The organism is Streptomyces sp. NPDC002701 (assembly GCF_042889045.1).
GTDB lineage: Bacteria > Actinomycetota > Actinomycetes > Streptomycetales > Streptomycetaceae > Streptomyces.
The window spans coordinates 24,639-43,725 of sequence record NZ_JBIAQL010000011.1; the positions used below are offsets into that span (position 1 = coordinate 24,639).

Genomic DNA, 19,087 nt, shown 5'->3' on the forward strand with positions numbered 1-19,087 from the left:
CCGTGCTCCTGCTGAGCGGACGCTCCTGCTGCGATATTGCCATCTACTCGGCGGAAGGTGGCAGAAAAGTGCAGTGGACGAAACAGAACGAACAAATTGTGTACGCAAACCGCTGGTTCAGCGTCAATCTCGCGGATGTCGCGTTACCGGACGGCCGGCATCTCGACCACTTCCTGATCAGGCTGCGGCCCGTCGCCGTGGCCACTGTCGTGAACGAGGCGAACGAGGTGCTCCTCCTGTGGAGGCACCGCTTCATCACCGACAGCTGGGGATGGGAGCTTCCCGCGGGCGTCGTCGAGGACGGCGAGGACATCGCCGTCGCGGCGGCCCGCGAACTGGAGGAAGAGACCGGCTGGCGGCCGGGACCCCTGCGCCATCTGATGAGCGTCGAGCCCTCGAACGGGCTCACCGACGCCCGGCACCACGTCTACTGGGCCGACCAGGGCGCCTACATCGGGCATCCCGTGGACGACTTCGAGTCGGACCGTCGGGAATGGGTTCATCTCAAGCTCGTCCCCGACATGGTCGCCCGCGGTGAGGTCCCGGCCGCCAACATGGCAGCCGCGCTGCTCCTCATGCATCATCTGAGGCTCGGGCAGGACGCCTTGCCCTGATCCCCCCACCGCGTCCATGGGCCTAACGGCCCAGAGCCTGCCAGACCGCCACGGCCAGCGCGCCCACTGCCGTGACGACCGCGACCGCGCGCAGCGGCCAGCGGGTGTGTTCGAGAGCGATGACCCGAGTGCTCAGGTCATTGAGCTCCTTGGCGGTCTGTTCGGCGCGATGACTGAGCAGAGTCATCCCGCCCTCGACGGTGGCATGCGCCACGTCGAGGCGACGGCGTAACTCCGCGACTTCTCCATGGACCACGGGACGCTCGGGGTCGGCGGTCACGTGTCCGCTCCTTTCCGTAGTCGTACATCCCTTTCATGCACACGCAAAGTCAACCCCGCTGGTGGTGGCGTGGGGAGCGTGTGCGAGGGGCATATGCGGGCCCGCGCCGCACACGTCGTGTGAACGCGGCGGGCCCGGCCCTCGAAAGAGAGCCGGGCCCGTACGGAAGTGCCCTGTCAGGGGCGCGGGGGGAACCGCGCGACCGGTCACGACGCGGCCGCGGCCGGCGCACCACCGGACGCCGCGCGAAGAACGGCGAAGCCTACGCGTACGTGTAGAAGCCCGACCCCGACTTCCGTCCCAGCCGGCCCGCGTCGACCATCCGCTGGAGCAGCGGCGGAGCGGCGTACAGCGGCTCCTTGTACTCCTCGTACATCGAGTACGCGACCGACGCGACCGTGTCGAGCCCGATCAGGTCGGACAGCTTGAGCGGCCCCATCGGGTGGGCGCACCCGAGCTCCATGCCGTTGTCGATGTCCTCGCGGCTCGCCATGCCGGACTCGAACATCCGGATCGCGGAGAGGAGGTACGGGATCAGCAGCGCGTTGACCACGAAGCCCGACCGGTCCTGCGCGCGGATCGCGTGCTTGCCGAGGATCTTCTCGACCAGGGACTGCGCCCGGCTGATGGTGCCCTCGGACGTGGTGAGGGCCGGGATCAGCTCGACGAGCTTCTGCACCGGCGCCGGGTTGAAGAAGTGGATGCCGATGACCTGGTCGGGGCGGGAGGTGGCGACGGCGAGCTTGACCAGCGGGATGGAGGAGGTGTTCGAGGCGAGGATCGCGTCCTGCCGGAGCACCACCTGGTCGAGCACCTGGAAGATCTCCGTCTTCACCTGCTCGTTCTCGACGACCGCCTCGATCACCAGGTCGCGGTCGGAGAACTCGCCGAGATCGGTCGTGAAGGAGAGCCGCTCCTGCGTGGCGTCCCGCTCCTCCTCGGAGATCTTGCCGCGCTCGGCGGCCTTGGAGAGCGAGTTGTAGAGCCGGGTCCGGCCAATCTCCAACGCCTCACCAGTGGTCTCGGCGACCTTCACATCCAGACCGGCGCGGGCGCACACCTCGGCGATGCCCGCTCCCATCTGGCCGCAGCCCACCACTCCGACGCGTTCGATGTCGGTCACATCGTCCCTTTCACTCTCACTGTCACGGGGCGGGCGGGTGTCCGGTGGCCGGCTCCGCCGCGCCACGCACGTTACTCCGGATCTGTCCCCGATCGACGGGCCGGGTCGGGCATGCTGTGCGGGGTGAACGGTCCGTGACCGGGCGGACCCACTGAGTGAAGGGTGTGTGACATGGGGCGTATGTCACGACGGGGATTCGCGGCGGCCGCGGCGGCCGGACTGTCGGGACTCGTCACGGCGGGACTGGCGGTGGCGGCGCAGACGTCCACGGGCGGCGGAGGCGGTGCCGCGAGGGGGAGCGGCCCCGGCCGGCGCCGGGCGCCCGCCGGCGCGCTGCGCGGTATGTGGCTGGCGACCGTGGCGAACCGCGACTGGCCCTCGAAGCCCGGCCTGACCGCGGACCGGCAGCGCGCCGAACTGCTCGCCCACCTCGACACGGCGGTGGAGCGCCGGCTGAACGCCGTGATCTTCCAGGTGCGGCCCACGGCCGACGCCCTGTGGCCCTCGCCCCACGAACCCTGGGCGCAGTACCTGACGGGGACGCAGGGCAAGGACCCCGGCTGGGACCCGCTCGGCACCGCCGTGGAGGAGGCGCACGCGCGCGGGCTGGAACTGCACGCCTGGTTCAACCCGTACCGCGTCGCCAACCACACCGACCCGTCGAGGCTCGTCGCCTCGCACCCGGCCCGCACCCATCCCGACTGGATCGTGCCCTACGGCGGGAAGCTCTACTACAACCCCGGGCTGCCCGACGTCCGCGCGTTCGTCCAGGACGCGATGCTCGACGCGGTGCAGAAGTACGCCGTCGACGCCGTGCACTGGGACGACTACTTCTACCCGTACCCGGTCGCGGGGCAGGCGTTCGACGACGACGCCGCGTACGCCGCGCACGGCGGGCAGTTCCCCGACCGGGCGGCGTGGCGGCGCGACAACATCGACCGGCTGGTGCGGGAGACGGCCGCCCGCATCAAGCAGGTCCGGCCCGGCGCGAAGTTCGGGATCAGCCCCTTCGGGGTGTGGCGCAACGCGGCGACCGACCCGCTGGGCTCGGACACCCGGGGTGGCGTCCAGACGTACGACGACCTGCACGCGGACACCCGCAAGTGGGTCCGGGAGAACTGGATCGACTACATCTGCCCGCAGCTGTACTGGAACATCGGCTTCGCCGCCGCCGACTACGCCAAGCTCGTCCCCTGGTGGGCCGCGGTCGCGAGCGGCAGCGGCACCGGTCTGTACGTGGGCGAGGCGCTCTACAAGGCCGGCGACCCGGCGCAGCCCGCGGCCTGGCAGGACCCGGCGGAGCTGTCGAAGCACCTCACCCTCGCCAAGAACCATCCGGAGGTGCTCGGGCATGTGTTCTTCTCGGCCAAGGAAGTGGCCGCCGACCGGATCGGGGCCATGGCGAGGGTGGTCGCCGACCACTACCAGCAGCCGGCGGAGTCCGCCCGCTGACCTATCGGGGGCCGTCCTGACGGTGCTGGACCACACAGTCGGGTCCGGGCGACATCAGGGTCTCGTGGCCGTCCTCGAAGCGGACCCGGTAGGGAGGGCTTCCCCGCTGTCCGAGCACCTCGATGACTTCCGCGACCCGGTCGTGCTGCCCGACGACCCTGCCGTGCACCAGCAGATGGTCGCCTACGGTTGCCTGCATCGGTAGGGCCTCCTCGTTCCGCACGGGAGTAGCGATTCGTGACGACAAGTCTACGGCGGGTGGCGTGCGTTGGGACCGGTCCGTCCCCGCCGGTCAGCTCCGGGCCCGTTGGGTGACGGTGATGCAGACGAGTACGGCGGCGGCCGTCAGCGGGGCCGCCACGGTCAGCCGCTCGCCCAGCAGCAGCACCGACCACACCAGGGTGAGCAGCGGTTGCGCCAGCTGCAGCTGGCTGGCCTTCGGGATGCCGATGGCGGCCATGCCGCGGTACCAGACGACCAGGCCGGCGAACTGCGAGCCGACCGCGACCCACAGCAGTCCGGTCACACTGTGCGCGGTCAGCTCCACGGGCTCGTACGACAGGGCGAGGGCGGCCACGGGCACGGTGAGCGGCAGACACAGGACCAGCGCCCAGCCGATGACCTGCCAGCCCGGCATCACCCGGGCCAGCCGGCCGCCCTCCGTGTAGCCCGCCGCACACACCAGCAGCGCTCCGAAGAGGTAGGCGTCCGCGCTGCTCAGGGCGCCGCCGCTCTGCTGCACGGTGAACGCGATCACCACGGCGGCGCCCGCGCACGCCGCCACCCAGAAGGTGCGGGAGGGGCGGGTGCCGACGCGCAGGGCCGAGAACAGGGCGGTCGTCAGGGGCAGCAGTCCGACGACGACCGCGGCGTGCGCGGTGGTCGACGTCTCCAGGGCGAGGGTGGTGAGCATCGGGAAGCCGAGCACCACTCCGGCGGCGACGACGGCGAGTCCCGTCCAGTGCCGCCGGCCGGGGGGCGGCACGCGCAGGGCCAGCAGACAGCCGCCCGCGACGACCGCGGCCAGGACGCTGCGGACCGCCACCAGGGACCAGGGGCCGAAGCCCTCCAGGCCCCACGCGGTGGCGGGAAAGGTGAGGGAGAAGGCGACGACGCCGAGCGCGGCGAGCAGGGTCCCGCCCCGGGGGCCCGGCTGGGCGAAGCCCTCGCCGAGGGCCGGCAGCCGCCTTAGGGACCCATCTCGCGGCGAGGTCACCCTGGCGGGCACCGCTATCGACGTACGCGCAGTAGCGCTATTCTCTGCTCTCATGCATGAGCGTACCAGTGTGGGTGATCTGGCCGGCAGGCTGCGGGACGAGCTTGACCGCTACTCTCCGGGTGGAAAGCTGCCGTCCAGCCGGGCGCTCGTCGAGCGGTTCCGGGTGAGCCCGGTGACCGTGTCCCGGGCGCTGGCCCAGCTCTCCGCCGAGGGGCTGGTGGTCACCCGGCCCGGGGCGGGCGCCTTCCGGGCCGGGCCGCGCGACGCCGGGCCCGCCGTCGGCGACACCTCCTGGCAGGAGGTCGCGCTCAGCGCGGACGCCGCGTCCGAACTCGTCCCCCGCACGGTGGACGCCTCGGGCGTACTCGTCTCGCTGGCCGCCCCGCCGCCGGGCGTCATCGAGTTCAACGGCGGCTATCTGCACCCCTCGCTCCAGCCGGAACGGGCCATGGCCGCGGCGCTCTCCCGCGCGGGCCGCCGACCGGGCGCCTGGGGCCGCCCGCCGATGGACGGACTCCCCGAGCTGCGCGAGTGGTTCGCGCGGGGCATCGGCGGCGCCATCACCGCCGCCGAGGTACTGATCACGGCCGGCGGTCAGTCCGGGCTGACCACCGCGCTGCGCGCCCTCGCCCCGCCCGGCGCCCCGGTCCTCGTCGAGTCGCCCACGTACCCCGGCATGCTGGCGATCGCCCGCGCGGCCGGACTGCGGCCCGTGCCCGTGCCCGTGGACCGGGACGGGGTGCGCCCGGCGCTGCTCGCCGACGCCTTCCGGGCCACCGGGGCCCGGGTCTTCGTCTGCCAGCCGCTGTTCCAGAACCCGACCGGCGCGGTGCTGGCCCCGGAGCGCCGGGGCGAGGTGCTGCGGATCGCCCGGGAGGCGGGCGCGTTCGTCGTCGAGGACGACTTCGTACGCAAGCTCGTGCACGAGGACGCGGGACCGCTGCCGCGGCCGCTGCTCGCCGAGGACCCCGACGGAGTCGTCGTGCACGTCTGCTCGCTGACCAAGGCGACCTCGCCGAGCTTCCGGGTGAGCGCGCTGGCCGCCCGCGGGCCCGTCCTGGAACGGCTGCGGGCGATCCAGGTCGTCGACACCTTCTTCGTGCCGCGGCCGCTCCAGGAGGCCGCCCTGGAACTCGTGGGCTCGCCCGCCTGGCCGCGTCATCTGCGCGCCCTCTCCGCCGAACTGCGCGGCCGGCGTGAGGCGATGGCCGCCGCGCTGCGGCTGAGCCTGCCCGAACTGGCCCTGTCCCACGTCCCCTCCGGCGGCTATCAGCTGTGGGTGCGCCTGCCCGACGGCACGGACGAGCCGGCCCTCCTCTCCGCCGCCCTGCGTGCGGGTGTGGCCGTCACCCCGGGCCGCCCCTACTTCAGCGCGGAGCCACCGGCGGCGCACCTGCGGCTCAGCTTCGCGGCGGTCGCGGGCACCGCGGAGATCACCGAGGGGGTACGCAGACTGCGTACGGCATGCGTCGAAACCGGTGCGGCCACGGCATCCTGACCGTCCCGGCCGGACCGTCCCGTGAGTATTCGGTGAGCGCTGCCGATCGGCTCTTGACCTGCGCAGCTCCGGCGCCCACGATCGCCGCATGCATGTTCGGGTCACGCTGGTCGCCGCCGCCCGTGGTTCTTCGTTGCTCGCCGAGCGCTTCGACGACGACCGGCCGCTCGACCAGGCGGGCTGGGGCGAGGTGCAGCGCGTCGCCCACGCCCTGGTCCCGCTGGCGGCGGCCGAGCTGCGGTACTGCTCGCCCACGCCGCGCAGCCGGGCCACCGGTGACGGACTGGGGCTCGCGCCGCTGGTCCAGCCGGCTCTGCGGGACTGCGACATGGGCCGCTGGCGGGGTCTGACCCTCGGCGAGGCGATGGCCCGTGAGCCCGAGGCCGTGGACGCCTGGCTCGCCGACCCGTACTCCGCGGCCCACGGCGGGGAGCCGCTGGCGGAGTTCATCCGGCGCGTGGGCGGCTGGCTCGACACCCGCCCCGCCGACGACGGCGGCCGGATCGTCGCCGTGGCGGAACCCGCGGTGGTACGCGCCGCCCTGGTCCACGCCCTGCGGTCGCACCCCTCGACGTACTGGAACTTCGACGTCCGTCCGCTGTCGACGGCCACCCTCATCGGCTGGGGCGGCCGCTGGAACCTGCGGTTCGACGCCCGGTACGAGTGGATCTAGGCCCGTGACCACCGCGGTCAGGTGACCACCGCGGTCAGGTGCGCGTGTAGTCCGTCGTGAGGAGCAGGTCCTTGGCGGGGCCGCCGACCCGCCACACCGTCCGCCAGCGGTCCGAGGAGTACACGGTGAACTCGCCCCGGTAGACGTCCGCCGCGCACGGATGGTCGGCGACGTACCGCCCGGAGGTCAGGTCCAGGTCGTGGAAGGGGCGGCCGTCGGCGAACCGGACGTCGGCCCGTCCGGGGCCGTCGCCCGGCAGGAACCGCAGGGTGCGCTCGGCGGGCCGGGCCACGCCCCGCCACTCGAAGGTGCCGGACTCGTGGTGGAGCAGCCCGTCCGAGGGGCCGCGGCCGTCGCCCTCCAGCCGCTCGAACATCGTCGTCCCGCTGAAGGTCCCGGTGTCCCCGCTCGCGAGGTCCCGTACCGAGCGCCGCACGCGCCAGCGCCCCGCGAGATAGGCCAGGACATCCTCCACCGGCCGCAATCCGGCCATCCCCTCCGTCACCGCGGCCTCTCCTGTCCAGCCCATTGACGCGCTTCTGCCTCCTCCCTATCTTGCCGTTCGACGTACTGATCAGCGTGCGATATCTCGAACATGCTGTCCGCCTCTCGGAGCCGCGGAGGATCCATGTCACATGCCCGCACCCGCACCCGCTGGAGACTGTCCCTCACGGCCGCCACGCTGCTGGCCGCCTCCTTCCTGGTCCCGGCCCCGGTGACCGCCGCCCCCGCCGCCCCCGCGCCCGCCGTCGCCGAGGACGCGGCGACCGACTACGCGATCACCGTCGACCCGAAGACCGCGGGCGCGAGGATCGACGACACGATGTACGGCGTCTTCTTCGAGGACATCAACCGGGCCGCGGACGGCGGCCTGTACGCGGAACTCGTGCAGAACCGGTCCTTCGAGTACACGCAGGCCGACCACGCCTCGTACACACCCCTTACCTCCTGGGCCGCCACCGGCACCGCGCGGACCGTGGACGACGCCGGCCGGCTGAACGCCCGCAACCGCACCTATCTGGCTCTGGACGGCGGCTCGTCCGTCACCAATTCCGGCTACAACACCGGGATCGCGGTGGAGAGGGGCAAGGTCTACGACTTCTCGGTGTGGGCCCGCGCCGAGGGGGCGTCCGCCCTCACGGTGACCCTGCGGGACGCCGACGGCGCACTGGCCGAGGCCCGTCGCGTCACCGCCCGCGGCGGCTGGACCAAGTACACGGCACGCCTCACCGCCACCCGCACCAGCGCCGGGGGCCGGCTCACGGTGGCCGCGGACGGCCCGGCCGCGCTCGACATGATCTCGCTCATCCCGCGCGACACGTACAAGGGCCACGGCCTGCGCACGGACCTCGCGCGGAGGATCGCGGCCCTGGATCCGGCGTTCGTCCGCTTCCCGGGCGGCTGCCTGGTCAACACCGGCAGCATGGAGGGGTACGACGAGGCGTCCGGCTGGGAGCGGCGCCGGGCGTACCAGTGGAAGGACACCATCGGCCCCGTCGAGCAGCGTGCGACGAACGCCAACTTCTGGGGCTACAACCAGAGTTACGGCCTCGGCTACTACGAGTACTTCCAGTTCTCCGAGGACATCGGCGCCATGCCGCTGCCCGTGGTGCCCGCCCTCGTCACCGGCTGCGGCCAGAACCAGGCCGTCGACGACGACGCGCTCCTGAAGCGCCACATCCAGGACACCCTCGACCTCATCGAGTTCGCCAACGGACCGGTGACCAGCGAGTGGGGCGCGAAGCGGGCGAGGATGGGCCACCCGAAGCCCTTCCGCCTCACCCACCTCGCGGTCGGCAACGAGGAGAACCTGCCGAACGAGTTCCTGGAGCGCTTCAAGCGGTTCCGCACGGCGATCGGGGCGAAGCACCCGGACGTCACCGTCATCTCCAACTCCGGCCCCGACGACGCCGGTGCGACGTTCGACACGGCCTGGAGGCTCAACCGCGAAGCGGACGTCGACATGGTCGACGAGCACTACTACAACAGCCCGCAGTGGTTCCTGCAGAACAACGACCGCTACGACTCGTACGACAGGAACGGCCCGAAGGTCTTCCTGGGCGAGTACGCCTCGCAGGGCAACACCTTCCGGAACGCCCTCTCCGAAGCCGCGTTCATGACCGGTCTCGAACGCAACGCGGACATCGTGAAGCTCGCCTCGTACGCTCCGCTGCTCGCCAACGAGGACTACGTGCAGTGGCGCCCCGACCTGATCTGGTTCAACAACCACGCGTCCTGGAACTCCGCCAACTACGAGGTCCAGAAGCTCTTCATGCGCAACGTCGGCGACCGGGTGGTCCCGTCGAGCGCGACCGCCACCCCGTCGGTGAGCGGCCCCATCGCGGGCGCGGTCGGCCTGTCGACCTGGGCGACCGGCGCCGCCTACGACGACGTGCGGGTGACCGGCGCGGACGGCACGCCCCTGTTCGCCGACGACTTCTCCGGTGACGCCTCGCGGTGGACCCACACGGGCGGCGGCAGCTGGAGCGTCCAGGACGGGCAGTACGTACAGAGCGACGAGGCCGCCGAGAACACCATGGTCTCCGCGGGCGACCCGGCCTGGCACGACTACGACCTGCACGTGAAGGCCACCAAGAAGGCCGGCAAGGAGGGCTTCCTCGTCGCCTTCGGCGTCAAGGACACCGGCAACTACTACTGGTGGAACCTGGGCGGCTGGAACAACACCCAGTCCGCCGTCGAGCAGGCCGTGGACGGCGGCAAGTCGACACTGCTCTCCAAGGCCGGGTCCATCGAGACGGGCCGTGCCTACGACATCGACATCAAGGTGCGCGGCCGGCAGGTCACCCTCTTCCTCGACGGCCAGGAGTGGGGCAGCTTCACCGACGACAAGCCGGCCGAGCCGTTCCGGCAGGTCGTCACCGAGGACGCGCGGACCGGCGACCTGATCGTCAAGGTGGTCAACGCCCAGGCGGCGGAGGCCCGCACGGCGATCGACCTCGGCGGCGCGAAGGTGCGGCCGAGGGCCGAGGTGACCACGCTCGCGGCCGCTCCCGACGCCGTGAACACCGAGACGGACACGGCCGTCGCGCCGGTCACGTCCACGTTCTCCGCGGTCGCGAAGAAGTTCACGTACACCTTCCCGGCGAACTCGGTGACGTTCCTGCGCATCAAGAAGGGATGACCGGACGTGCGGCCCGGACCCCGGAACGGGTCCGGGCCGCGCGGACGGCGCGGACCACCCGGCGGCCCTGTCCGGTCAGCAGTACACCGGGCCCCGCCCGTTTCCGGCCGGTCCTGCCGCGTCCACCGCATGAACCCGCGGGCGGTGCGGGTAGAGACAGGACGAGCGACCGACTGCCGCGCGATCCCCTCCTCGGCAATCGCGGAAGATTGCATAAACGTGCAATGAAACGTATAGTCATGCCATCCAAGAGGAGGGTCCCATGGCGGTACGTGCGGCAGTGGCCGGAGCGAGCGGATACGCGGGCGGGGAACTGCTGCGTCTGCTCCTGGCGCACCCCGAGGTCGAGATCGGCGCCCTGACCGGCAACTCCAACGCCGGGCAGCGGCTCGGCGCCCTGCAGCCGCATCTGCTGCCGCTGGCCGACCGCGTGCTGGAGGAGACCACGCCCGAGATCCTCGCGGGACACGACGTCGTCTTCCTCGCGCTGCCCCACGGGCAGTCCGCCGCCGTCGCGGAACGGCTCGGACCGGACGTCCTCGTCGTCGACATGGGCGCCGACTTCCGCCTCAAGGACCCGGCCGACTGGGAGCGCTTCTACGGCTCCGCGCACGCCGGGACCTGGCCCTACGGCCTCCCCGAACTGCCGGGTGCGCGCGCCGCGCTGGAGGGGTCCAGGCGCATCGCGGTGCCCGGCTGCTATCCGACCGCCGTCACGCTGGCGCTCGTCCCCGCCTACACGGCCGGCCTCGCCGAGAACGAGGCCGTCGTCGTCGCCGCGTCCGGGACGTCCGGCGCCGGCAAGGCCCTCAAACCCCACCTGCTCGGCAGCGAGGTCATGGGGTCCATGTCCCCGTACGGTGTCGGCGGCGGGCACCGGCACACCCCCGAGATGATCCAGAACCTCGGCGCGGTCGCGGGCGGGCCCGTCACCGTCTCCTTCACCCCGACCCTCGCCCCGATGTCCCGCGGCATCCTCGCCACCTGCAGCGCCAGGGCGAAGCCGGGCACCACCGCGGAGTCCGTGCGGGCCGCCTACGAGAAGGCGTACGCCGACGAGCCGTTCGTGCACCTGCTGCCCGAGGGGCAGTGGCCGGCGACCGCGTCCGTCCACGGTTCCAACGCCGTTCAGGTGCAGGTCGCGTACGACGGGGCCGCGGGGCGCATCATCGCGATCAGCGCCATCGACAACCTCACCAAGGGCACCGCCGGCGGTGCCGTCCAGAGCATGAACATCGCCCTCGGGCTCGACGAGGGCACCGGGCTTTCCACGATCGGAGTCGCACCGTGAGTGTCACGGCAGCACAGGGGTTCACGGCGGCCGGCATCGCCGCCGGGATCAAGGAGAACGGCAACCCGGACCTGGCCCTCGTGGTCAACGACGGGCCCCGCCTCGCCGCCGCGGGCGTCTTCACCTCCAACCGCGTCAAGGCCGCGCCCGTGCTCTGGTCCGAGCAGGTCCTCAAGGGCGGCCGGCTCTCCGCCGTCATCCTCAACTCCGGTGGCGCCAACGCCTGTACGGGACCCAAGGGCTTCCAGGACACCCACGCCACCGCCGAGAAGGTGGCGGAGGTGCTCGGCCGCAACGCGGGTGACGTCGCCGTCGCCTCCACCGGACTCATCGGCATCCTGCTCCCGATGGACAAGCTCCTGCCGGGCGTCGAGCAGGCCGCGGCGGCCCTGTCCGAGCACGGCGGCGAGAAGGCCGCCATCGCCATCAAGACCACCGACAGCGTCCACAAGACCTCGGTCGCGCAGCGGAACGGCTGGACCGTCGGAGGCATGGCCAAGGGCGCGGGCATGCTCGCCCCCGGCCTCGCCACCATGCTGGTCGTCCTCACCACGGACGCCGACGTCGACAGCGACGAACTGGACAGGGCGCTGCGGGCGGCCACGAAGGTCACCTTCGACCGGGTCGACTCCGACGGCTGCATGTCGACGAACGACACCGTGCTGCTGCTCGCGTCCGGCGCCTCGGGGATCACCCCGGAGTACGCGGAGTTCGCCGAGGCCGTACGGTCCGTCTGCGACGACCTCGGCCAGCAGCTGATCCGGGACGCCGAGGGAGCCGGGAAGGACATCAAGGTCGAGGTGGTGAACGCGGCGAGCGAGGACGACGCCGTCGAGGTCGGCCGTTCCATCGCCCGCAACAACCTCCTGAAGTGCGCCATCCACGGTGAGGACCCCAACTGGGGCCGGGTGCTCTCCGCCATCGGCACGACGTCCGCCGCCTTCGAGCCCGACCGGCTCAACGTCGCCATCAACGGCGTCTGGGTCTGCAAGAACGGCTCCGTCGGCGAGGACCGCGACACGGTCGACATGCGCTACCGGGAGGTCCACATCGTCGCCGACCTCGCCGCCGGCGAGGAGACCGCCACGATCTGGACCAACGACCTCACCGCGGACTACGTACACGAGAACAGTGCCTATTCGTCATGAGCACCACGAGCACCACGCGCAAGCACACCGCACTGCCCAAGGCCCAGATCCTCATCGAGGCGCTGCCCTGGCTGACCCGGCACAACGGAAAGACGGTCGTCATCAAGTTCGGCGGCAACGCCATGGTCGACGAGGACCTGAAGGCCGCGTTCGCGCAGGACGTCGTGTTCCTGCGCCAGGCCGGCCTCAAACCCGTCGTCGTGCACGGCGGCGGCCCGCAGATCAGCGCGGCCCTGGACCGGCACGGCATCGTCAGCGAGTTCAAGGCGGGTCTGCGGGTCACCACCGAGGACGCCATGGACGTCGTACGCATGGTGCTCGCCGGACAGGTCCAGCGTGAACTCGTCGGGCTGCTCAACCAGCACGGTCCGCTCGCGGTGGGACTCACCGGCGAGGACGCGCACACCATCACCGCCGTCAAGCACCAGCCGCAGATCGACGGGGAACTCGTCGACATCGGCCGGGTGGGCGAGATCACCGCGATCGACACGGGCGCGATCGAGGCACTGCTCGCCGACGGCCGGATCCCGGTCGTCTCCTCGATCGCCCGTAGCCAGGACGACGGACATGTCTACAACGTCAATGCTGATACGGCGGCTGCGGCACTCGCTGCGGCGCTGGGTGCCGAGACACTGATGGTCCTCACCGACGTCGAGGGCCTCTACGAGGACTGGCCCCACTCCGACGAGGTCATCAGCCGGCTCACCGCCAGGGAGCTGGAGAAACTGCTGCCCGAGCTGGCCAGCGGCATGGTGCCGAAGATGCAGGGCTGTCTGTACGCCGTGCGCAACGGGGTGAACACCGCCCGCGTGATCGACGGCCGGGTCCAGCACTCGATCCTGCTGGAGATCTTCACCGACGAGGGCATCGGCACGATGGTCGTGCCCGATGCGGAGGGGGACGCATGACCGCCAACGAAGAACTCACCCGGCGCTGGCAGGGCGCGCTGATGGACAACTACGGCACCCCCCGGCTGCCCCTCGTCCGCGGCGCCGGCACGAAGCTCTGGGACGCCGACGGCACGCAGTACCTCGACTTCGTCGGCGGGATCGCGGTGAACGCCCTCGGCCACGCCCACCCGGCGATCGTCGAGGCCGTGAGCCGGCAGATCGCCTCCCTCGGCCACGTGTCCAACCTGTTCGTCGCCGAGCCGCCCGTCGCGCTCGCCGAGCGGCTCCTCCAGCTCTTCGGGCGGGACGGCCGCGTCTACTTCTGCAACTCGGGGGCCGAGGCCAACGAGGGCGCCTTCAAGATCGGCCGCCTGACCGGCCGGCCGCACATGGTCGCGACCGACGGCGGCTTCCACGGCCGCACCATGGGCGCGCTGGCCCTCACCGGCCAGCCCGGCAAGCGGGACCCGTTCCTGCCCCTGCCGGGCGACGTCACCCACGTACCGTACGGGGACCCGCAGGCGCTGGCGGCGGCCGTCACCGAGGACACCGCGCTCGTCGTCATCGAGCCGATCCAGGGGGAGAACGGCGTGGTCGTGCCGCCCCCCGGCTACCTCAAGGCGGCCCGGGCCATCACAGCCGCCACCGGCAGCCTCCTCGTCCTGGACGAGGTGCAGACCGGGGTGGGGCGGACCGGGCACTGGTTCGAGTACCAGGCGCACGAGGGAGTCCTGCCCGACGTCGTCACGCTCGCCAAGGGCCTCGGCGGCGGACTGCCGCTGGGCGCGACCGTCGCCTTCGGGCGCGCGGCGCAGTTCCTGCAGCCCGGGCACCACGGCACCACGTTCGGCGGCAACCCGGTCGCCTGTGCCGCGGGCCTCGCCGTCCTCGACACGATCGAGGCCGAGGGCCTGCTGGAGAACGTGAAGCGGTCCGGCGAGAAGCTCCGCGACGGCATCGAGTCCCTCGGTCACCCGCTGGTCGACCATGTCCGGGGCGCGGGCCTCCTCCTGGGTATCGTGCTCACCGAGCCACTCGCGCCCCGCGTGCAACAGGCGGCTCAGGACGCCGGCCTCCTGGTGAACGCGCCCGCCCCCGATGTCGTACGGCTGATGCCGCCGCTGAACATCGCCGAGGACGAGGTGGACACGTTTCTCCGGGCCTTCCGCGGCGTTCTCGACGCGGTGACCGACGGGGACGGACGAACCGGGGAATGACCGGGAAATGAGACGACGATGAGTCAGGCGCAGGATCACGACCACGCGGGACCCGCCGTTCCACAGACCCGCACCGCACGCCACCGCCGGATCGTGGACATCCTCAACCGGCAGCCGGTCCGCTCACAGAGCCAGTTGGCGAAGCTCCTCGCCGACGACGGGCTGAACGTCACCCAGGCGACGCTCTCCCGGGACCTGGACGAGCTGAACGCGGTGAAGATCCGCAACAACGACGGCGACCTGATCTACGCGGTGCCGAGCGAGGGGGGTTTCCGGACGCCGCGCGCTCCGCTGGGGGAGTCGGCGAAGGAGGAGCGGATGCGGCGGCTCTCCGCGGAGCTGCTGATCTCCGCGGAGGCGTCCGCGAACCTGGTGGTCCTGCGTACCCCGCCGGGGGCCGCGCAGTTCCTCGCGTCCGCCATCGACCAGGCGGAGCTGCGGGATGTGCTGGGGACCATCGCCGGGGACGACACGCTGATGCTGATCAGCCGGGATCCCTCCGGGGGCCAGGCACTGGCGGACCACCTGCTGCGGCTGGCCCAGAGCCACCACTGAGGGGGCGCGCGGGGTCCGTCCCCGGGCGCGGGCCGGTGGGGGCTGGTCGCGCAGTCGACCACGGGCCGCCCCGCGAAGGGCACCCGCTCAGCCCAGCCGGTCGGCCAGACCCCCCGTGCAGCGGACCTCGTCCCCCGCCGTGATGAGCAGCGCCTCCGTGTCCGGGAGGGACTCCAGCCAGGCCAGGGCCTGCCGGGACCCCATCGCGAAGGCCGCCGTCGCCCAGGCGTCCGCCCACAGGATGCGGGGCCCGACCACGGTCACCGCGACCAGGTCGGTGACCGCGGAGTGACCCGTGCGGGGATCCATGATGTGCGTGCCGCGCTCGGCGGAGCCCGACGTGGCCACGGCCAGCCGGTCGACCCCCGCCGCGGAGACCACGGCGGCCAGCGAACCCGGGCGCAACGGGTCGGCCACGCCGACCCGCCAGGGCCGGTGCGGCCCCGGTACGCCGTACATCTGCACGTCGCCGCCGCCGTTCACGCTCACCCCGGACACGCCCGCCGCGACGAGCCGCCGGGCGGCGCGTTCGACGGACCAGCCCTTCACGATGCCGGTCGGGTCGAAGGCACCCGCGTACGTCGCACTGAACCAGCCGTCGCTCGACCGCTCGGCCTCGGCGCACAGTTCGAGCACCTCGGCGACCTCCGGGTCGCACTCGTCCACGGTCAGCAGGCCGCGCGCCAGCCGGGTGATCTGGCTGTCCTCCCGGTAGGTGCTGAACACGCGGTCCACCACGTGGAGTTGCGCGACGGCCTCCGCCAACGCGGTGCGCACCGCCTCGGGTTCCCCACCGCGTACGTCGAAGGAGAAGACCGTGCCCATCACCTCCTCCGCGTGCCGCACCGCCGGCAGCGCCTCGGCGGACGCGGCGGGTTCAGTGGGTTCGGCCGGCTCGGGGGGTTCAGCCACCGGCCTGGTCCAGGGCCGACTGCAGGGACTCCTTGTAGCCGCCGCTGGTGTAGGTGGCGCCGGAGACGGCGTCGATGTCGGCGCTGCCCGCCGCGACCGCCGCCGCGTTCAGCTTCGGCACCGCGTCACCGTTGATCTGGTCGCTGCGACCGCCCTTGGGCTGCTGCACCGCCTCCGCCTTGGTGACCTTCCCGCCGCTCACGGTGACCCGTACCTGCACGGGCCCGTACTCGGTCGTGACGGCCTTGCCGGTGACGGTCTTCGCCTGGGCGGCGCCCGCCCCCGACCCGCTCGCGTCGCCCGAGCCGCTGCCGCCCGTCCCGCCGCCGGTGCCGCCCGCCTCCGCCGAGCCGCCGCCCGCCGCGCCCGCCTTGTCGAGGGCCGACTGCAGCGACTTTTTGTAGCCGCCGCTGGTGTAGGTGGCGCCGGAGACGGCGTCGATGTCGGCGCTGCCGACCGTGACCGCCGCCCTGTTCAGCTTGGGCACCGCGTCGGTGCTGACCTCGGTGCTGCGCCCGCCGGTCGGGGACTGCAGGGCGGCGGCCGACGTGATCTTCCCGCCCGCCACGGTGATCTGTACCTGGACGTTGCCGTATTCGGTCTTGACGACGTCACCGGTGAGCATCTGGGCCTGCGCGCCTGCGGCGGCCTGCGCGCCTCCCGGCCCCTGAGGGGCGACGGACTGCTGCCCCTGTGGCGCGCCGTCGGCGGACGCCGCCGCCGGGTCCGACGAGGGCTTCAGCGACAGCAGCAGGACGATCCCGGACACCGTGGCGGCACCGGCCAGCACGATGCGGCGCAGGGGATGACTCTTCTTCATCGGTCCGGACTCCCGTTCCTCACAGCTCGAAGGACTCGTGGTGGATGCGGCGGGCGGGCACGCCGGCGCCGCGCAGTGCGGTGTACGCGCCCTCGGCGAAGCCGGGCGGTCCGCACAGGAAGACGTCGTGCTCGTCGATGTCGGGCAGTTTCTGGCGCAGCGTGTCCGGGTTGATGTCGGGACGCTCCCCGTCGGGGCTGTTCACCGCGTACATCAGCCGGGCGCCGCGCTCGTCGGCGATGGCCGACAACTCGTCCCACAGCGCCAGGTCCTGGGTGCTGTTGGCCCGGTACAGCAGGGTGAGGTCGCCGCGCTCCGCGGGCAGCGTCTCGAACAGCGCCCGCATCGGGGTGATGCCCACGCCGCCGGCCATCAGCAGCACCTTGCCGCGGCTGCGCCGGGAGGCGGTCAGCGCCCCGTACGGGCCCTCGGCCCACACCCGCGTGCCCCGCTTCAGCCCCTTCAGCGCGGTGCTGTGGTCGCCCAGCGCCTTCACGGTGATCCGCAGCAGACCCGGGCGCGGCGCGGCCGACAGGGAGTACGGGTGCGAGCTGAGCCGCATGCCCGGCGCCATGAACCGCCAGCGGAAGAACTGGCCGGGCTCGGCACCGATACGGTGCAGCCGCTTCCCGCTGATCAGCACGGAGACGATGCCGGGCGCCTCTTCGACGACCTCCTCGACCCGCATCCGGTGGCGCAGGTTCAGCCGGACCGGCGTGATCACCCGGTACCAGAGCACCAGCGCGGTGACCGTCCCGTACAGCGCGTACCAGGCCGTCGTCGCGGCCGGCTCCACGGCGAAGTCGTTGCCCGTGGACAGCTGGTGCCAGAACGACAGGTACACGGCGACGTACGTGAGCAGGTGGATGTGGTACCAGGTGTCGTACGGGATCCTCCTGCGCAGCCCGCCCACCGAGATCAGCCCGATGAACAGCAGCAGGCCCGTGCCGATCGCCGCCTTGCCCATGTCGGGCAGGGTCTTGACGGAGTCGACGGTCTGCTGGACGACCCCGGTGTTCGCCTGGAGGGCGTAGCCGTACATCGTCAGTCCGATGTGGGCGAGGGTGAGACAGAGCATGTAGCGGCCGCTCATGGCGTGCCAGCGGGCGACCCGGTCCGAGCCGACCCGGCGCTCCAGCGCGGGTACCCGGGCCATCTGCAGGACCACCAGGGCCATCAGGTAGCCGGCGAGCAGACCGGTGATGCGGCCCGCGTTGAGGATGCGGCCCTTGTCGTCCGCGATGGCCGGCGTGTTGCTCCACCACAGCCAGACGACTCCCGCCGCGCCCGCCCAGACGGCGATCAGCAACAGGATCGCGGGGGAGCGGCGAGGGCGGATACGGCGCATCGTCTGGCGCCGCGCGGCGCGACCGCCGGCGATGGTGCTCACGGTTCCTCCGTGGGGACGCTGGGAAGGGGAGTGACCCCTCGGCCCACTGGTACGTCCCTGGGCGGCCGTGTGTTCAACGGGCCGCCGGGGAAGCCGTGAACTGCTGAGACCCGCGGTAACCGGCGACCGCGCGGACCGCCCCGGCGGGGCCGCCCGCAGGTCAGTACCGGGTGAGGGCGGTGGGCCCGCCGTCCGTCCCGATGGCGATGTGCGGAGTGCGGCCGGGCTCGGCCCAGTCGAGGATGCGCCGCATCGCGTCCCTGGGCACGGACACGCAACCGGCCGTCGCACCAGGCCCGTCGACGTGCAGGAAGATCCCCGCACCGCGCTTCCGTACCGGCCGCTCGTAGTTGAAACCGATGACGAGGGCGTACGCGTACTGCGTCCCGTACGTGATCAGGTGCTCGGACTCGGCGGCGCGGCAGTCGGCCGGGCGGGGGTCGACCCACCGGTTGTAGGAGCGGGAGTCGTTGTCCTGGCACCACCAGGAGGTCGGCCGCACCGGTCGGTACGGCACGGTCGTCCCCGCGGGCGCCCGTTCGATCCCGAACGCGTACGGCAGGTCGAACAGACCGGTGGGCGTGGTGTTCGTGCCCTGCTCGCGGGAGCCGCCCTCGACGAGCCCTCCGGCGCCGAAGCGCGCGGGTGCGGAACCTGCCTTCAGCCATCGCCCGTCACGGCGGTTCCACCAGGTGACCGTGCCGGTCGTCGAGGAGGTGCGGGCGGCCCGCGCGGTGAGGAGCTGGGTGCCGCCGCCCGTGTCGGCCATCCGCTCGGGCAGCGGGGACCGGCCGGCGGGCGCCGGGCCGGCGGCCAGGAGGAGGAGGGACACGGACGCGAGGACGGCGGCTCCGGGGCGCATG

General features: G+C 72.1%; 19 protein-coding genes. 10 read left to right on the top strand and 9 right to left on the bottom strand.

What is annotated here, in order from left to right; translation table 11 throughout:
• Positions 1-68 precede the first annotated feature (68 nt).
• Complete coding sequence (locus tag ACFYXC_RS26210; RefSeq protein WP_388913632.1) at positions 69-614, top strand: NUDIX hydrolase; 546 nt, start codon at positions 69-71, stop codon at positions 612-614.
• A 22-nt stretch (positions 615-636) separates the two neighbouring features.
• Here the strand turns inward: ACFYXC_RS26210 and ACFYXC_RS26215 are convergent, their stop codons facing one another.
• Positions 637-894, bottom strand: a complete 258-nt coding sequence (locus tag ACFYXC_RS26215; protein ID WP_388913630.1) for a hypothetical protein — start codon at positions 892-894, stop codon at positions 637-639.
• Positions 895-1,156: 262 nt separating this feature from the next.
• On the bottom strand, positions 1,157-2,017 hold the full coding sequence (locus ACFYXC_RS26220) for a 3-hydroxybutyryl-CoA dehydrogenase (protein ID WP_388913627.1): 861 nt from the start codon (positions 2,015-2,017) through the stop codon (positions 1,157-1,159).
• A 180-nt stretch (positions 2,018-2,197) separates the two neighbouring features.
• On the opposite strand from ACFYXC_RS26220, the gene ACFYXC_RS26225 reads away from it, so the two are divergent.
• A complete protein-coding gene (locus ACFYXC_RS26225; RefSeq protein WP_389554279.1) occupies positions 2,198-3,469 on the top strand; it encodes a glycoside hydrolase family 10 protein in 1,272 nt (423 codons plus the stop codon).
• A gap of 1 nt (position 3,470) precedes the next feature.
• On the opposite strand, the gene ACFYXC_RS26230 is transcribed toward ACFYXC_RS26225, so the two are convergent.
• A complete protein-coding gene (locus ACFYXC_RS26230; protein WP_388913621.1) occupies positions 3,471-3,668 on the bottom strand; it encodes a DUF1918 domain-containing protein in 198 nt (65 codons plus the stop codon).
• 93 nt (positions 3,669-3,761) lie between these two features.
• Positions 3,762-4,739, bottom strand: a complete 978-nt coding sequence (locus ACFYXC_RS26235; RefSeq protein WP_389554280.1) for a DMT family transporter — start codon at positions 4,737-4,739, stop codon at positions 3,762-3,764.
• Between ACFYXC_RS26235 and ACFYXC_RS26240 the strand changes: the two genes are divergently transcribed.
• Positions 4,738-6,186, top strand: coding sequence for a PLP-dependent aminotransferase family protein (locus ACFYXC_RS26240; protein WP_389554281.1), 1,449 nt, complete (start codon positions 4,738-4,740; stop codon positions 6,184-6,186). The genes ACFYXC_RS26235 and ACFYXC_RS26240 overlap by 2 nt on opposite strands.
• An 88-nt stretch (positions 6,187-6,274) precedes the next feature.
• Positions 6,275-6,859 carry a histidine phosphatase family protein gene (locus ACFYXC_RS26245; protein WP_388913612.1) on the top strand — a complete coding sequence of 195 codons (585 nt, stop codon included), beginning with the start codon at positions 6,275-6,277 and terminating at the stop codon, positions 6,857-6,859.
• Between the two features lie 34 nt (positions 6,860-6,893).
• Here ACFYXC_RS26245 and ACFYXC_RS26250 read toward each other — a convergent pair whose 3' ends face one another.
• Entirely contained in the window at positions 6,894-7,388 is a 495-nt protein-coding gene (locus tag ACFYXC_RS26250; protein ID WP_389554282.1) for a DUF6314 family protein, read from the bottom strand.
• A gap of 99 nt (positions 7,389-7,487) precedes the next feature.
• On the opposite strand from ACFYXC_RS26250, the gene ACFYXC_RS26255 reads away from it, so the two are divergent.
• The 6 genes from ACFYXC_RS26255 (at position 7,488) to ACFYXC_RS26280 (ending at position 15,102) form a co-directional block, all read left to right on the top strand.
• Positions 7,488-10,001, top strand: coding sequence for an alpha-L-arabinofuranosidase C-terminal domain-containing protein (locus tag ACFYXC_RS26255; RefSeq protein WP_389554283.1), 2,514 nt, complete (start codon positions 7,488-7,490; stop codon positions 9,999-10,001).
• A 262-nt stretch (positions 10,002-10,263) separates the two neighbouring features.
• On the top strand, positions 10,264-11,292 hold the full coding sequence (argC, locus tag ACFYXC_RS26260) for an N-acetyl-gamma-glutamyl-phosphate reductase (protein WP_388918007.1): 1,029 nt from the start codon (positions 10,264-10,266) through the stop codon (positions 11,290-11,292).
• Positions 11,289-12,440: a bifunctional glutamate N-acetyltransferase/amino-acid acetyltransferase ArgJ gene (gene argJ / locus ACFYXC_RS26265; protein WP_388918010.1), complete on the top strand. Its 1,152-nt coding sequence runs from the start codon at positions 11,289-11,291 to the stop codon at positions 12,438-12,440. The genes argC and argJ overlap by 4 nt, the downstream gene beginning before the upstream one ends.
• Entirely contained in the window at positions 12,437-13,348 is a 912-nt protein-coding gene (gene argB, locus ACFYXC_RS26270) for an acetylglutamate kinase (protein WP_388918013.1), read from the top strand. The genes argJ and argB overlap by 4 nt, the downstream gene beginning before the upstream one ends.
• Entirely contained in the window at positions 13,345-14,547 is a 1,203-nt protein-coding gene (locus ACFYXC_RS26275; protein WP_389554284.1) for an acetylornithine transaminase, read from the top strand. The genes argB and ACFYXC_RS26275 overlap by 4 nt, the downstream gene beginning before the upstream one ends.
• 18 nt (positions 14,548-14,565) lie before the next feature.
• Positions 14,566-15,102, top strand: a complete 537-nt coding sequence (locus tag ACFYXC_RS26280) for an arginine repressor (protein ID WP_388918019.1) — start codon at positions 14,566-14,568, stop codon at positions 15,100-15,102.
• 87 nt (positions 15,103-15,189) lie between these two features.
• Here the strand turns inward: ACFYXC_RS26280 and ACFYXC_RS26285 are convergent, their stop codons facing one another.
• The 4 genes from ACFYXC_RS26285 to ACFYXC_RS26300 form a co-directional block, all read right to left on the bottom strand.
• Entirely contained in the window at positions 15,190-15,927 is a 738-nt protein-coding gene (locus ACFYXC_RS26285) for an FAD:protein FMN transferase (RefSeq protein WP_389554408.1), read from the bottom strand.
• Between the two features lie 79 nt (positions 15,928-16,006).
• A complete protein-coding gene (locus tag ACFYXC_RS26290; protein ID WP_389554285.1) occupies positions 16,007-16,834 on the bottom strand; it encodes an FMN-binding protein in 828 nt (275 codons plus the stop codon).
• Positions 16,835-16,853: 19 nt separating this feature from the next.
• On the bottom strand, positions 16,854-18,182 hold the full coding sequence (locus ACFYXC_RS26295) for a ferric reductase-like transmembrane domain-containing protein (protein WP_389554410.1): 1,329 nt from the start codon (positions 18,180-18,182) through the stop codon (positions 16,854-16,856).
• A 202-nt stretch (positions 18,183-18,384) separates the two neighbouring features.
• Positions 18,385-19,086, bottom strand: coding sequence for a L,D-transpeptidase (locus tag ACFYXC_RS26300; RefSeq protein WP_389554286.1), 702 nt, complete (start codon positions 19,084-19,086; stop codon positions 18,385-18,387).
• Between the last annotated feature and the right edge of the window lies 1 nt (position 19,087).